This is a genomic window from Collinsella sp. LCP19S3_B6 (genome assembly GCF_052121815.1).
In the GTDB taxonomy this organism is placed as follows: Bacteria; Actinomycetota; Coriobacteriia; order Coriobacteriales; family Coriobacteriaceae; genus Collinsella.
In genome coordinates, this window is record NZ_JBQKDN010000028.1 from 1 (window position 1) to 14,801 (window position 14,801).

The 14,801-nt window shown below is 59.8% G+C and carries 14 protein-coding genes; 9 read left to right on the forward strand and 5 right to left on the reverse strand.

Annotated features, from left to right (window positions below):
* The first annotated feature begins 942 nt into the window (after positions 1 to 942).
* On the forward strand, positions 943 to 2,220 hold the full coding sequence (gene larA / locus ACTQWD_RS08210; RefSeq protein ID WP_427748316.1) for a nickel-dependent lactate racemase: 1,278 nt from the start codon (positions 943 to 945) through the stop codon (positions 2,218 to 2,220).
* Between the two features lie 49 nt (positions 2,221 to 2,269).
* Complete coding sequence (larD, locus tag ACTQWD_RS08215; protein WP_441559723.1) at positions 2,270 to 3,001, forward strand: D/L-lactic acid transporter LarD; 732 nt, start codon at positions 2,270 to 2,272, stop codon at positions 2,999 to 3,001.
* Positions 3,002 to 3,306: 305 nt separating this feature from the next.
* On the opposite strand, the gene ACTQWD_RS08220 is transcribed toward larD, so the two are convergent.
* The 4 genes from ACTQWD_RS08220 to serB all read right to left on the reverse strand — a co-directional run bounded on the left by ACTQWD_RS08220 (position 3,307) and on the right by serB (position 6,312).
* Entirely contained in the window at positions 3,307 to 3,846 is a 540-nt protein-coding gene (locus ACTQWD_RS08220) for a TetR/AcrR family transcriptional regulator (protein WP_441559724.1), read from the reverse strand.
* Positions 3,847 to 3,848: 2 nt separating this feature from the next.
* On the reverse strand, positions 3,849 to 4,766 hold the full coding sequence (locus ACTQWD_RS08225) for a LarC family nickel insertion protein (RefSeq protein WP_441042502.1): 918 nt from the start codon (positions 4,764 to 4,766) through the stop codon (positions 3,849 to 3,851).
* Between the two features lie 10 nt (positions 4,767 to 4,776).
* Positions 4,777 to 5,559: a nickel pincer cofactor biosynthesis protein LarB gene (gene larB, locus ACTQWD_RS08230; RefSeq protein ID WP_441042501.1), complete on the reverse strand. Its 783-nt coding sequence runs from the start codon at positions 5,557 to 5,559 to the stop codon at positions 4,777 to 4,779.
* Positions 5,560 to 5,676: 117 nt separating this feature from the next.
* Positions 5,677 to 6,312 (reverse strand): phosphoserine phosphatase SerB, encoded by a 636-nt coding sequence (serB, locus tag ACTQWD_RS08235; RefSeq protein ID WP_441559725.1) that lies wholly within the window; start codon positions 6,310 to 6,312, stop codon positions 5,677 to 5,679.
* Positions 6,313 to 6,569: 257 nt separating this feature from the next.
* Between serB and aspS the strand changes: the two genes are divergently transcribed.
* The 7 genes from aspS (at position 6,570) to ACTQWD_RS08270 (ending at position 14,583) form a co-directional block, all read left to right on the forward strand.
* Positions 6,570 to 8,357, forward strand: a complete 1,788-nt coding sequence (gene aspS / locus ACTQWD_RS08240) for an aspartate--tRNA ligase (RefSeq protein WP_427729277.1) — start codon at positions 6,570 to 6,572, stop codon at positions 8,355 to 8,357.
* 357 nt (positions 8,358 to 8,714) lie between these two features.
* The gene (locus tag ACTQWD_RS08245) at positions 8,715 to 8,963 is read left to right on the forward strand and encodes an HPr family phosphocarrier protein (protein WP_195838595.1); all 249 of its coding nucleotides are present in this window, start codon (positions 8,715 to 8,717) and stop codon (positions 8,961 to 8,963) included.
* A gap of 232 nt (positions 8,964 to 9,195) precedes the next feature.
* A complete protein-coding gene (locus ACTQWD_RS08250) occupies positions 9,196 to 9,438 on the forward strand; it encodes a FeoA family protein (protein WP_427747574.1) in 243 nt (80 codons plus the stop codon).
* Between the two features lie 39 nt (positions 9,439 to 9,477).
* Positions 9,478 to 9,699 carry a FeoA family protein gene (locus ACTQWD_RS08255; protein WP_006234774.1) on the forward strand — a complete coding sequence of 74 codons (222 nt, stop codon included), beginning with the start codon at positions 9,478 to 9,480 and terminating at the stop codon, positions 9,697 to 9,699.
* A gap of 123 nt (positions 9,700 to 9,822) precedes the next feature.
* Positions 9,823 to 12,150 carry a ferrous iron transporter B gene (feoB, locus tag ACTQWD_RS08260; RefSeq protein ID WP_441559726.1) on the forward strand — a complete coding sequence of 776 codons (2,328 nt, stop codon included), beginning with the start codon at positions 9,823 to 9,825 and terminating at the stop codon, positions 12,148 to 12,150.
* Between the two features lie 180 nt (positions 12,151 to 12,330).
* Positions 12,331 to 12,531: a hypothetical protein gene (locus tag ACTQWD_RS08265; RefSeq protein WP_117634210.1), complete on the forward strand. Its 201-nt coding sequence runs from the start codon at positions 12,331 to 12,333 to the stop codon at positions 12,529 to 12,531.
* 102 nt (positions 12,532 to 12,633) lie between these two features.
* Entirely contained in the window at positions 12,634 to 14,583 is a 1,950-nt protein-coding gene (locus ACTQWD_RS08270) for an NAD(P)/FAD-dependent oxidoreductase (protein WP_441042498.1), read from the forward strand.
* Between the two features lie 145 nt (positions 14,584 to 14,728).
* On the opposite strand, the gene ACTQWD_RS08275 is transcribed toward ACTQWD_RS08270, so the two are convergent.
* A partial coding sequence (locus ACTQWD_RS08275) for an IS3 family transposase (protein WP_441038702.1) occupies positions 14,729 to 14,801 on the reverse strand: 73 nt, incomplete at its 5' end.

Genomic DNA, 14,801 nt, shown 5'->3' on the forward strand with positions numbered 1-14,801 from the left:
AGCTGAGGAGAAGAATGGCGCGCTTCGCGCATAGCGTGGAGTGCGGCGAGGGCTTCTTGCGTCCTGCGGAGTGTGCCTAAAAGTAAACTGATGGCGGGCCCTGCGATGTCCGGTCTTCGGCGGATTACTGCTGGGGGAATAATGGCGCGCTTCGCGCGTTTGGAAAGGGCTTCGTGCTGCGGAATGCATTCAGAGGGAAACCCGTCGGGCCCCTTCGTCCTCGGTCCTCTGGAATTAAAGCTGAGGAGAAGAATGGCGCGCTTCGCGCATAGCGTGGAGTGCGGCGAGGGCTTCTTGCGTCCTGCGGAGTGTGCCTAAAAGTAAACTGATGGCGGGCCCTGCGATGTCCAGCTTCGGCGGAAGGCCGCTGGGTGAGGGTGGTGCCTGGGGCGACGTGCAAAAAACGGAGTTTTCAGCAGCCAAAGATCGATGCATAAGGCCATAGCCGGCCCTCGCTGCCTTTGTTGATGATTTTGCAAGACAATTGGGCCTTGGCGATGCTCATATATGGCTGGTTTCTCGCCGCATGTTATCCAGATGGGACGAGTCATGAGGACGATCTACCTTTTGAAAGACTTTTGACACCAAAATCTTATCTTGCGATGCTGAATATTCGCAAAAATGCACGCTCCGGAGGGGGCTACCATGTTGCGGTTCGAAACCCAATGCGTCATTCTATGCAGTATATTGACCTTTTTATGCAAGATAGCTTACACGCGCATGCCACAGGATTGATGTTTGCCTCGGCGCTGCGTAATCCACCCTGCCCATAGCTTCTTTGACAGGAGGCCGCGGTCCCTCTTGGGATCGCGGCCGTTTTGTTGTGGGTCAAATATGAACGTTGTGTTAACGACTCGGTGGACGGTGGCGTTTTTCGGTGAGCGGCGTATCCTTCCAACGGTTTATCTAGTGTGTCAGCTGAAAGGAAGAGGGCGCTCGTCATTGTTTGAATGTGAACTGCCGTTTGACCACAAGACATTGCATCTGGAGCTCGAGGATAAGAACTTCGCGGGTGTGATGGAAGGTCACCAAAACGAGTTTAAGACTGCAAAATCGCAGGAAGAGCTGGTAGAGGAGTCGCTTGCCAACCCTTATGGATCGCCTTCGCTCGAGGAGCTTTGCGCTGGCAAGAAGGATATTGTCATCATTAGCTCCGACCATACGCGCCCCGTTCCCTCGCGTGTGACGATGCCTATTCTGCTGCATCACATCCACTCCGCTGCGCCTGAGGCGCGCGTTCGCATTCTGGTTGCTACGGGTATGCATCGTCCATCGACGCACGAGGAACTCGTCAACAAGTATGGCGAGGAGATCGTTGCCAACGAGGAAATTGTCATGCACGTCGCGACCGACGACAGCATGATGGAAAAGATTGGCACCCTGCCTTCTGGTGGCGAGTGCATCATCAACAAGATTGCCGCCGATTGCGATCTACTGCTTGCCGAGGGCTTCATTGAGCCGCACTTCTTTGCCGGTTTTTCTGGCAGCCGCAAGTCCGTGCTGCCCGGCATCGCCAGCTACAAGACCATCATGTACAACCACAACGGCCAGTTTGTGAACGATTCCCATTCGCGCGCCGGCAACCTGTGCCACAACCACGTGAGCGAGGACATGTTTGCCGCTGCCGAGATGGCTCACCTTGCCTTTGTGCTCAACGTGGTGCTCAACGGCAAGCACGAGGTCATCGGCTCCTTTGCCGGCGACATTCACAAGGCGCACGAGGCCGGCTGCGAGTTCGTGAAGAGTCTTGCCGGCGTTGAGCCCGTCGAGTGCGAGATTGCCATCACCACCAACGGTGGCTATCCGCTCGATCAGAACGTCTATCAGGCCGTGAAGGGCATGTGCGCTGCCGAGGCCACACTTCCCGAGGGCGGCGTGATCATCGATGTCGCCGGTTGCGCCGATGGTCACGGTGGCGAGGGCTTCTATCACAACATCGCCGACAACGATCCGGCAGAGTTTGAGCGCGCCTGCATCGACCGTCCTAAGGACGAGACCCTGCCCGACCAGTGGACGAGCCAGATTTTTGCCCGCATCTTGGCGCATCACCCTGTGATCATGGTCACCGACCTGTGCGATCACCAGATGCTCAAGGATATGCATATGACGCCGGTCAACACCCTCGAGGAGGCGCTCAAGCTCGCCTTTGAAATGAAGGGTGCCGATGCCAAGGTAGCCGTCATTCCCGATGGCCTGGGCGTTGTCGTCGCTCAGCACTAGCGCGCGGCCTAAACGAATCGTTTGTAACCGACAAGAAAGATAAGGTTTTATGCTTACCAAACTCCTCTGCGAATTCGGCGCAACGGCCCTCATGATCATCTTTGGCGTGGGCGTACACTGCGATACCGTGCTTAAGGGCACCAAGTATCAGGGCTCCGGCCACATGTTTGCCATCACCACCTGGTCTTTTGGCATCTCGGTCTGCCTGTTTGTCTTTGGCGGCGCCGTGTGCATGAACCCGGCTATGGTGCTTGCCCAGTGCATCGTCGGTCTGGTGCCGTGGAGCAGCTGCATCCCCTTCATGATTGCCGATATGCTCGGCGGCTTTGTGGGCGCCGTAATCGCTTGGTTTATGTATACCGATGAGTTCAAGGCTTCCGAGGGCGTCGTCGACCCCATTGCCCAGCGCAACATCTTCTCGACCAACCCCACCACCGAGGGCACGAACTATGCCCGCAACTTCTTCTGTGAGGCTATCTGCACCTTTGTGTTCATCAGCGCCATCCTTGCTGTCGCTAGCCGCGCCGGCGAGAACGTTCTGATGCTCGCTATCTGCGTCGGCCTGATCGTTTGGGCCGTTGGCATGGGCATGGGTGGCATCACCGGCTTCGCCATGAACCAGGCACGCGACCTTGGTCCTCGCATGGCCTATCAGGTGCTGCCGATCAAGAACAAGGCTGACAACAACTGGAAGTACGGCCTGCTCGTTCCTGGCATCGCGCCGTTTATCGGTGCCGCTCTGGCCGCGCTGTTTGTGCACGGTTTCTTGGGCATGTTCTAGTCAAAGGACGGCTCTATAAGGTCCGGGCTCGGTAGGGGTTAACTTTCCAACGCGTCCTCGGACATGCAAAAAGGCTCGCTGCGCACTTTGTGCGGCGAGCCTTTTTGCGTCCTGCGGAGTGCGTTGGAAAGTTAACCCCTACCGAGCCCTGGGCATTCTTGGCTGTGTTCGAACAAGCAACTCAACATATATATCTGAATTTGGATGGGAGGGGCTTGTTGCTGGTAGGGGCGTTGAAGCGTGAGTGAATCTTTGGGATGCGTGGCGCCTTGGGTTGGGGCGATGCTTTGGGATGAGGTTCTTACTTAGTTGAAGAGGGGTTTTATGGCTGAGAGGTAGTCTTTGGCTACGTCCTCTTTTGGGGCTTGGAAGTTGTGCCAGGCCCACCATTGGACGGTGGCTACGAAGCTTGAGGCTATGTGGTGGAGGAGGAAGTTGCGATCCATGGTGCTGGCGGGGCCTGCGGGGTCGACAGGGACGGTTTCGGCTGCGCGCGACATGATGGTCTTGCGGAGACAGTCGGCGAAGACGCGCGAGCCGGCGCCGGCTACGAGGGCGCGTACGCCCTGACGACGATCCCAGAGGTTGTTGAGGATATGCTCGACCTGTACGAGCGGGTCATTGAGGGGTGTACCGTCATCGTCGAGGGCATGGGTGCAGATATCGCACACGAACTCAGCGAGCAGGTCATCTTTGCTCTTAAAGAGGCCGTAGAACGTTGCCCGACCTACATGGGCGCGAGCGATGATGTCGCCGACGGTAATCTTGCCGTAGTCCTCTTCGCGCAGGAGCTCGGAGAACGCCGCAACGATGGCAGCGCGGCTTTTTGCCTTGCGGGCATCCATGGCTATGCGTCCGCGTGAACGAGCAGACAGCGGAGCGTGCCGGAGCAACCCTCGTAGGGGCGTTTGCCGGCGCCGTAGCCGACGGCTTCGATGTGGTAGCGTGAGGGCAGTTGGTCGGACGTGCGCAGCGCGGTGACGATGGCGGCGCCCGTTGGCGTCACGAGCTCGCCGGCGACCGGTGCAGGCGTGAGGGCGATATTGCCTGCCTGGCACAGGTTGACGACAGCGGGGACGGGAATGGGCATGAGGCCGTGGGCGCAGCGGATGGTTCCGTGGCCCTCGGAGAGCGACTCGACCACAACATCCTCAATGCCCAGGTCGTCGAGGCAGATGGCGACCGAGCAAATGTCAACGATGGAGTCGATGGCGCCCACCTCGTGGAACATGACGGTGTCGGGCGTTTTGCCGTGGGCTTTGGCCTCGGCGGCGGCGAGCGCGGTAAAGATGGCGAGCGCGCGACGCTTGGCACCATCGCTTAGCTGTGAGCCGTCGATGATGGCGGTGACGTCCGCCAAAGAACGGTGGTGATGGTGGTGGGCGTGGTGATGGTCCTCGTGGCCATGGCCGTGAGCCTCATGGTCATGCTCGTGGCGGTGCTCGTGTTCGTGTTCGCCATGATCATGATGGTGGTGCTCATGCTCGTGCGTGTGCTCGGCAGCTGCTTCGTTGCCAAAGAGCCAGGCCATGTCGTGGTCGTGGTTCTCGAGCTCCTCTGCCAGCTGAACGTCAAAGTCGCAGGCGTCGATGCCATGCTTGTTTGCACGTGTAACGGCAACCTCAAAGCCGCCGACCGGAAGTGTGGCGAGCTGTTCGCGCAGGTGCTCCTCGCTGGCGCCCAGGTCGAGCAGGGCCGCGACGGTCATATCGCCGCTGATGCCCGAGGTGCCGTCGATGATAAGCGTATGCTGATGGTTGGACATGGAATGCTCCTTAACGGGCGCAGGGTGTTCCGGCGCTCAGATGATTGATAAGACTTGCCTGGTAGGCGGCACCAAAGCCATTGTCGATATTGACGACCGAAACGCCGCTGGCGCAGGAGTTGAGCATGGCGAGCAGCGCGGCTACGCCACCAAAGCTCGCGCCGTAGCCCACGCTGGTGGGAACGGCGATGACCGGACAGCTTACCAGACCGCCGATAACGCTCGCCAGCGCGCCCTCCATGCCGGCGATGGCGATGACCACCTGTGCCTGGGCAAGTTCCTCGGCATGCGCGAGCAAGCGGTGCAGGCCGGCGACGCCTACGTCGTAGAGGCGGTCGACCTCGTTGCCGTAGAACTCGGCCGTCAACGCGGCTTCCTCGGCGACGGGCAAGTCGCTCGTGCCGGCGCAGGCGACAACGATGCGTCCGTTACCGGTAGGGGAGGGCTTGCCGCCCACGAGGGCGAGCTGGGCGTCCGGGACATATCCCAGGTCGATACCGTTGTCGAGGAGCTCCGAGGTACGGGCTGCTTTTTCGGCATCCAGGCGCGTAACCAGGGTGCGCTCCTGACCGGCATCGCGCAGCGCTTTGATAATGGCTGCAATCTGCTCGGCGGTTTTGCCGGCGCCGTAGACAACCTCACCGGCCCCCTGGCGCACCCCGCGCGAAAGATCGAGCTGCGCAAAACCCAGATCGGCGGTTGGCGCCGTTTGGATGCGCGTAAGGGCGTCGGCGGGGGTGACTGATCCGCCGGCAACATCGCTCAGTAACTGCTCAAGATCTCGCTTATCCATATATCTTCCCTTCGACGGCGCAAAGTCTAGCACTCAAAGGGTATGTTTCCGAACACTAAGACAAAATTGTTCGGAAACTAGATATAGGGGATTTGATTCTGTTGTTAGATGGATCGGCTAGTCACGCAGGATGATATCCATGGCGAGCATCAGGTTGCGCTCGTCGATGGCAAACGGGGCGGCTTCGCGCGTCTTGGGCTTGGCGCAAAATGCGATGCCCGTGCCCGCGGCCTGAATCATGGGGATGTCGTTGGCGCCGTCGCCGATCGCCACGGTATGGGCCATATCGACACCGCACTCAACAGCCCAATCCAGTAGCTGGATGAGCTTGGATTCCTTGGTCACAATGTCTGCCGCCAGCTTGCCCGTGAGCTTGCCGTCTACGACCTCCAGGCGGTTGGCCAGGCAAAAATCGATGCCCGCGGCAGCTACGATCTTGTCGGCGACCTCGTGGAAGCCGCCGCTTACCACGCCGACCTTCCAGCCCTTGCTGTGCGCCGAGCGCACAAGCTCCAGTGCGCCGGGGGTAAACGTCACGCGCTCAAAGGTGCGCTCGAAAACGCTCTCGTCCAGGCCGGCAAGCAGCCCCACGCGCTCCTCGAGCGCCTGCTTAAAGTCGAGCTCGCCGCGCATGGCGCGTTCGGTGATCTGCGCAACTTGCCCGCCCACGCCTGCCTCCTCGCCCAACAGGTCGATGACCTCCTGGTTGATGAGCGTGGAATCGATATCCATAACGATGAGGCGTGCAGTCATGGTGGGCCTTTCCGAGTGCGGTTGTATTGTAGGCACATTGTCGCACGCGGCGCGCCTTGGCGACGGCCAGGCCGCGCCAATTGTTTCGTCTCCGTCAAGTCTTTGAGCGGGAGCCACTTTTTCGCGGTACATCGGCGCGGGTGCGATAAGATAGAACGCCATGTCCGGCTGCGCGGTTTACGCAGGCTGGGCAAATCTGTACGACGCCGCCCGGAACGACACGGGGCGGCACAGATCCATAAAGGAGGATCACTGGTATGAGCCAGACCCGTCCCATCGACGAGCATTCCATGCACACCCGTACCTGCGGCGAGCTTCGCCGCGAGAACGTGGGCGAAGAGGTCACCCTCACCGGTTGGGTGAGCCGTCGCCGCGACCACGGCGGCCTTATCTTCTGCGACCTTCGCGACCGCGAGGGCATCACGCAGCTTACCTTCGACCCCGAGCACTCCGACGGCGATGCCTTTAAGATCGCCGAGACCATGCGTCCCGAGTGGCCCATCAAGATTCACGGCGTCGTGCGCGCCCGTGGCGAGGAAACCACCAACGCCAAGCTCGCGACCGGCGAGATCGAGGTCCTGACCGACCACGCCGAGGTGCTCAACACCTCCGTTACTCCGCCGTTCCAGATCGAGGACGGCATCGAGACCAGCGAGGACACCCGTCTGCGCTATCGCTATCTGGACCTCCGTCGTCCCGAGATGATGGCCAACCTCAAGCTGCGCTCCGACTTCACCTTTGCCATTCGCGAGGCGCTTCACAACCGTGAGTTCATGGAGGTCGAGACACCCTCCCTGTTCAAGTCTACGCCCGAGGGCGCCCGCGACTTCATCGTTCCCAGCCGTATTCAGCCGGGTAACTTCTACGCCCTGCCGCAGTCCCCGCAGCTCCTAAAGCAGCTGCTCATGGTCGGTGGCGTCGAGCGCTACTACCAGGTTGCCAAGTGCTTCCGCGACGAGGACTTGCGTGCCGACCGTCAGCCCGAGTTCACCCAGGTCGATATCGAGATGTCCTTCGTGGACCAGAACGACGTCATGAGCGCACTCGAAGAGGTCCTGGCCGATGCTTTCGGTCGCATGGGTGTCGAGATGCCCACGCCGCTGCGTCGCATGGACTACTGGGAGGCCATGGACACCTATGGCTCCGACAAGCCCGATACCCGCTATGGCATGCATCTGGTCGATCTGACCGACATCTTTGCCAACTCCAAGTTCAAGGTCTTTGCGACTGCCGCAAACGAGGAGGGCTCTGTCGTCAAGGCCATCAACGCCAAGGGCGCCGGTGCCTGGGCACGTGCCAAGATCGATAAGCTCGCCGGCGTGGCCTCCACGTTTGGCGCCAAGGGTCTGGCCTGGATCGCTTTCCGCGAGGACGGCTCCATCAACAGCCCCATCGTCAAGTTCTTCTCGGACGAGGAGATGGCGGCTCTGCGCGAGCGCATGAACGTCGAGCCTGGCGACCTCGTGATGTTCGCCGCCGGCCCGCGCCTGCTCTCTGACGAGATCCTGGGCGGCATGCGCTCTCACATGGCCAACGCACTCGAGATCAAACGCGAGGGTCACGACTTCCTGTGGGTCGTCAACTTCCCGCTGTTCCACTGGGATGAGGACCGCAAGGCCTATGCAGCCGAGCACCAGCCGTTCACTCTGCCGACCGAGACCGACATCGCCAAGATCGAGGCCGACCCGTTGGCTGCCGGTTCCTGCACCTACGACTTTGTCATGGATGGTTTTGAGGCCGGCGGCGGTGGCATGCGCATCCATAACGCCGAGATGCAGATGTCCATGCTCAAGCTCCTGGGCTTTACCGAGGAGCGCGCCGAGTCGCAGTTTGGCTTCCTCATGGAGGCGCTCAAGTTTGGTGCGCCCCCGATGGGCGGTTTTGCCCTGGGTCTGGACCGCGTGTGCATGCTGCTTACTGGCTCCGATTCTATCCGCGACGTCATGGCGTTCCCCAAGACGGCCAGCGGCTCCGACCTTATGTCGGGCGCCCCGAGTGCCGTTTCCGGCGCCCAGCTCAAGGACGTCAGCCTGCGCTTGATGTAGGCGAGCGGCTACCTATTGTCTCTAACGAGGGAAGGACGCGTGCCTTCCTTCGTTTTTTATGCGCGGGCGTTGCGAGGGCATAGGGTGACCGGACGTCGCGGAAAGTGCGTCCCGGAATCTGCGTCCAGAATGGGCCGCGCTTTCCCAAAGGGGGTCCTCTGGGAAAGCGCGGCCCAGAATTCGGCAAAATAATGGGGCACAGTTTCCGGTTGAGCCTTCTGGCGGAAACTGTGTCCCATCGTTGACACTCGAAGTGGGATGTGGTTTCCGTCCCGCTCTCGACAAGCATCTAACGCTACAATAACTACCACGTGGCTGGGTTTGGCCGGCCAAATGTGCGATGCTGCGGGAGGGGACATGGTCGAGTTTACAAAGACGATTAAAGATCCGTTGGGACTACATGCCCGCCCGGTTGCGCTTCTCTATGACATTATCGCCAAGCATCGTAGTGACGTGTCGGTCAGCATCGGCGATCGCCACACGGATGGCCGCGATATCATGGGACTCATGGCCCTCTATGGTGAGTGCGGCGAGAGCGTTGTCTTTCGTGTTTCGGGCGCGGATGAGGCCTCGTGTGTCACGTCGATCAGAAACCTCTCGCTCTAAGTGTAACAATATGAAAAAGGGGAGTCCCCTCTGTTGCATACATTGGTATGACAAGGCACCGCAAAGAGACCGTCTTTGCGGTGCCTTTGTTTAATATGGGAAACTTTTTCGAAAACTGAATAGAGATCCTTTCCAAAAAGTTAACCGCGTGTTAGTTTACTATTTCGAACATAGACGCGGTTAACTTTTATCGCGTCGATGTTGAGGACGAACCGATGTTAGGAGCTCACTCATGTCTTGCGGACCGCAGATGCCGGCCATGCCGCTTTCGATGGTAAAAGCGGGCGAAACCGTGCACGTGTCTCGTGTAAAGGGCAATGAGGACATAAAGCACCGTCTCAAGGACCTCGGCTTTGTCGAGGGCAGCGAGATCCACGTGGTGAGCTCGAGTGGCGCCAATATCATCGTCACGGTGCTGGGCTCACGCTTTGGCATCGATTCCAAGGTTGCCATGCACATCATGACCGTCGGTTAATCTGCAGCATTTCATAAAATCCGAAAGGGGGATAAGAGGATGAAGACGTTGGGTGACGTTAAGGTGGGCGAGAGCTCTACCATCGTCAAGCTTCACGGTGAGGGCGCACTTCGCCGCCACCTTATGGACCTGGGGCTCATCAAGGGCACTTCGTTCAAGGTCGTGAAGGTTGCACCGCTCGGCGATCCGGTCGAGATCAACGTGCGCGGCTACGAGCTTTCCATCCGCAAGGAGGAGGCGGCCGTCGTCGAGGTCCAGTAAGGGCCCACGGCGTATATTTCTGCAGATTAAGTTAGATTTTTCTAACTTAATGCAGCAACTTTGAAGCACATTATCCAGCCCGCGCGGAGAAAGCAGCGCGGGCGCACAAGGAAGAAGGATTGAATGGCGGATTCTCAGATCCATGTCGCGCTGGCGGGTAACCCCAACTGCGGCAAGACCACGCTTTTCAACCTGATCACCGGCGCCAACGGCTACGTTGGCAACTGGCCCGGCGTCACGGTTGAGAAAAAGGAGGCCAAGCTCCTAAGCGACAAGAACGTTACCATCACGGACCTCCCCGGCATCTACTCGCTTTCCCCCTACAGCCCCGAGGAGCAATGCTCACGCGATTACCTCATGAGCGGCGAGCCCGATGTCGTCGTTCAGGTGGTCGACGCCACCAACCTCGAGCGCAACCTGTACCTGGCGCTTCAGGTTATCGAGACCGGCCTACCCGTGGTCGTTGCCCTTAACATGGCCGACTTGGTCGAGAAGAACGGCGACAAGATCGACACGGACAAGCTCTCCAAGAAGCTCGGCTGTCCGGTCATGATGATTTCGGCCCTTAAGAACAAGGGTATTAAGGAACTGTTCGAGCAGGTTAAGAAGTCCGCTGCTTCCAAGGGCCAGGTGCCGGAGCACAAGTTCGATTCCTCCATCGAGGACGTTCTGGACCACATCGAAAACAACCTGCCGGCGAGCGTTCCCGCCAACAAGCGTCGCTACTACGCGGTTAAGCTGTTCGAGCGTGATGCGGACGCCTGCAAGCTCATCAACCTCACCAAGGAGAAGGCCGCTCGCGTGGAAGAGCTGGTCGCCCAGTGCGAGCAGGACTGTGATGACGACGCCGAGTCCATCATCACCGGTGAGCGCTATGGCGTCATCGCGCACATCATCGACGAGTGCCTCACCAAGGCTCCGGCCAAGATGAGCACCTCCGAGAAGATCGACCGTGTGGTTACCAACCGTATCCTGGGCCTGCCGATCTTTGTGGTCATCATGTTCTGCGTGTACTACATCGCCGTTTCCACCTTAGGTGGCACGGTGACCGACTTCACCAACGACCAGCTCTTTGGTACCGACGGTTGGTATGTGCTCGGTCAGGGCCGCGACGCCTACGATGCAGCCGTCGAGGCTGCGGGCGACGATGCCGACTCGGTTGACCCGGCGCAGTACGGCCCCTATGTCCCGGGTATCACCACCGTGGTGCACGATGCCCTTGTGGCGGGTGGCACCGAAGACGGCGGCCTGGTCGATTCGCTGGTTTGTGACGGCATCGTCGGCGGTTTGGGCGCTATCTTCGGCTTCGTCCCGCAGATGCTCCTGCTCTTTGTGATGCTGTCCTTCCTGGAGGACTGCGGCTATATGGCCCGCGTCGCCTTCATCATGGACCGCGTGTTCCGCCGCTTTGGCCTGTCCGGTAAGTCCTTTATCCCCATGCTCGTGTCCTCGGGCTGCGGCGTCCCCGGCGTCATGGCCACCAAGACCATCGAGAACGAGAAGGACCGCCGCATGACGGTCATGACCACCACGTTTATTCCCTGTGGCGCTAAGCTGCCGATCATCGCCCTGCTCATGGGTTCCATCATCGGTGATTCTTCCACCACCGCGGCGTGGATCAGCCCGCTCTTCTACTTCCTGGGCGTCTTCGCCGTCATCGCCTCGGGCCTTATGCTCAAGAAGACCAAGCTCTTCGCCGGTCGCCCGACGCCGTTCGTTATGGAGCTTCCTGCCTACCACTTCCCGGCGATCCGCTCTTGGGCACTGCACGTGTGGGAGCGCTGCTGGGCCTTTATCAAGAAGGCCGGCACGGTCATCTTCGCATCCACCGTCGTCGTTTGGTTCCTCTCCAACTTTGGAAGCTACAACGGTTCCTTTGGCTTCCTGCCTGCAATGGACGGCATCCCCGAGGAGTTTATGGACTACTCCGTGCTTGCCATGCTCGGCAACCTGGTCGCTTGGATCTTCGCCCCGCTCGGCTTTAGCACCTGGCAGGCAACTGCGCTGACTGTCTCTGGCCTTGTGGCTAAGGAGAACGTCGTCGCCACCGCCGGCTCGCTGCTGTCCGTGGCTGACGCCGCCGAGACCGACCCGAGCCTGTGGACTGCGTTTGCCGGTATGTTCCCCACCATGGGCGCTTGCGTTGCCTTTGGTGCGTTCAACCTGCTGTGCGCTCCGTGCTTTGCCGCCATGGGCACTATCCGCAACCAGATGGACTCCGGCAAGTGGACCGCGATTGCCATCGGTTACGAGTGCGCCTTCGCTTGGGTGATCGGCCTGTTCATCAACCAGTTCTACAACCTGTTTGTGTTGGGACAGTTTGGTATCTGGACGATTGTGGCCATCGTTCTGCTGGTTGCGATGCTCTTCCAGATCTTTCGCCCTATCCCTGCGCATGCATGGACCGACGAGGACGAGACCAACACTGCTTCCGCCGCAGTTTCCGCTTAAGTCCGAATAAGGATTAGCCCCTTTCCACGAGCCCGGGTGTCCCAGCGACACTCGGGCTTTTTGGCGTAATGGGGGAGATGTGGCGTTTCCGCAGATAAAACCGACCAAAATAAACCTGTCCCTTTTTGGCAGGTGGAAAATGGGGTAAAGTAAGTGGTGGTTAACTAGAGGAGGCTTGCTATGGCACCTATCGATATTGTTGTTCTGGCTGTTATCGGTATTGCGTTTGTCGCGGTATGCGTGCGCATCTACCGCAAGGGCACCTGTGCCGACTGTGCTCAGGGTGGCGTTTGCACAGGACATTGCTCCAACAAAAAGACGTGCGCCGCACTTAAGGGCGTGGACAAAATCGCCGAAGACTTGGGCCGCGGTATTCATTAGTCGAACGGCGCTTGGGCATGTATGACTGCGAATGCGGCGGTCGCTGATACGATAGGTACATCAGCAACTGCCGCCGAGCGGCTTAAACGAAAGGAAGCCTGTATGGAGTCCTGTGCCTACCCGATGCTCTTTAGCCCGATCAAGGTCGGTACGACCGAGGTTAAGAACCGCGTCTTTATGCCGCCGGTGTCCACCAACCTGGCCGATCACGGCTATGTGACCGACGACTTGGTCGATCATTACCGTGCCCGTGCCAAGGGCGGCGTTGGCCTCATCATCACCGAGGTCGTGACGGTCGAGCCCACCTATACCTATCTGCCGGGTGACATGTGCTGCTACGACGACACGTTTATCCCCGGCTGGGAAAAGCTCGCCGCGGCCGTCCACGAGTATGGCTGCAAGATCATGCCGCAGCTCTTCCACCCCGCCTACATGGCCTTTAACATTCCGGGCACGCCGCGCCTGATCGCTCCGTCCTTTGTGGGTCCGTCCTATGCCCGCGAGGCACCGCGTCCTATCACGGTCGATGAGATTCACGAGCTCACGCATCAGTTTGGTGACGCTGCCGTGCGTATGCAGAAGGCCGGTGTCGATGGCGTCGAGGTCCACGCGGCGCATGCCCACGGCATGCTCGGCGGCTTTTTGACTCCGCTCTACAACAAGCGTACCGACGAGTACGGCGGCTCGCTCGACGCCCGTATGCGCTTCCTGCTCGAGGTCATCGCCGAGATTCGCGAGCGCTGCGGCAAGGACTTTATCATCGACGTCCGCATTTCGGGCGATGAGTACACCGATGGCGGCCTGACCCTCAACGACATGATCTACGTCTCGCGTCGTCTGGAAAAGGCCGGCGTCGACATGATTCACGTGTCGGGCGGTACCACCATCAAGCGCGGCTCCGCGATTCCCGCCGCCGGTACCCAGCAGGCCTCGCACGCCGCCTGCTCGCGCGAGATCAAAAAGCACGTCAACATTCCCGTCGCTACCGTCGGACGCATTAACGAGGCCTGGATCGCCGAGGAGCTGATCGAGGACGGCGCGGCCGACATCTGTATGATGGGCCGCGCCAATCTGTGCGATGCCGAGTTCTGCAACAAGGCAGCCGCTGGCAACGCCGACGAGATCCGTCCCTGCATCGGTTGCCTGCGCTGCCTGAACGGCATTATGTTTGGCAAACGCATCTCCTGCACCGTCAACCCCGATGTTGAGCGCGACGAGGCTGGCTACGAGCCCGCCGCCGAGGCCAAGAACGTACTGGTTGTGGGCGCCGGTCCCGCGGGTATGGAGGCAGCCTACATTGCCGCCAAACGCGGTCATAACGTGGTGCTCGTGGATAAGCAGGACGAGCCGGGCGGCGAGATGCGCATCGCAGCCGTTCCGCCGGCAAAGCAGGAACTCACCCGCGTGATCAAGTATCAGTACCGTCGCCTGGCCGAGGCCGGCGTAAAGTGCGTCTTTGGCACCGAACTTACTGCCGAGGACATTCAGCGTGACTACGCCGACTACGAGGTCGTCCTGGCCTATGGCGCCGAGCCTATCGCCCCGGCCTTCATGCAGGGCTTTAAGCAGGTTATGACGGCTGACGACCTGTTGGGCGGCAAGGCTTTCCCGGGCAAGAAGATCGTCATCGTGGGTGGCGGCACCGTTGGCTGCGAGACGGCCGATTACCTGGCCCCGTTGGTCAACGACCTGTCGCCGGCCAACCGCGACGTCACCGTCATCGAGATGACCAAGACGCTCGCCGCCAACGAGGGTGGTGCCGGTCGCGCGGTGCTCATCACGCGCATGCTCTCAAAGGGCGTTCACGTGCTGACCGAGGCCAAGGTGACCGAGATTACCGAGGATACTATCAGCTACGAGAAGGACGGCGAGGTCCACACCATCGCCGGTGCCGATACGCTGGTGCTTGCTATGGGCTATCGTCCCAATACCAAGCTGGCCGACGACCTGGCGGCAGCCGGCGTTACCACTCACGTGCTGGGCGATGCCAACAAGTGCGGCAACATTCGCGACGCCATCGGCGATGGCTACAAGGTCGCCTGCGAGCTCTAGTCAACCCCTTGTTGCATGGGGACAGGTTGCTTTGCACCAACTTGGTGCATGTGAACCTGACCCCATTGCACCATTTGATAAAACGCAAGCGGCGGCCGTCCCGTGTTTGAACTGCACCCCAAAACTTGGACGGCTTAAATAAGAACTACGCCGCAAGGGGCTGGTTCCGGAACTCCTCCGGGGTCAGCCCCTTCAGTTTAACCTGCCTTCGCCTCGTG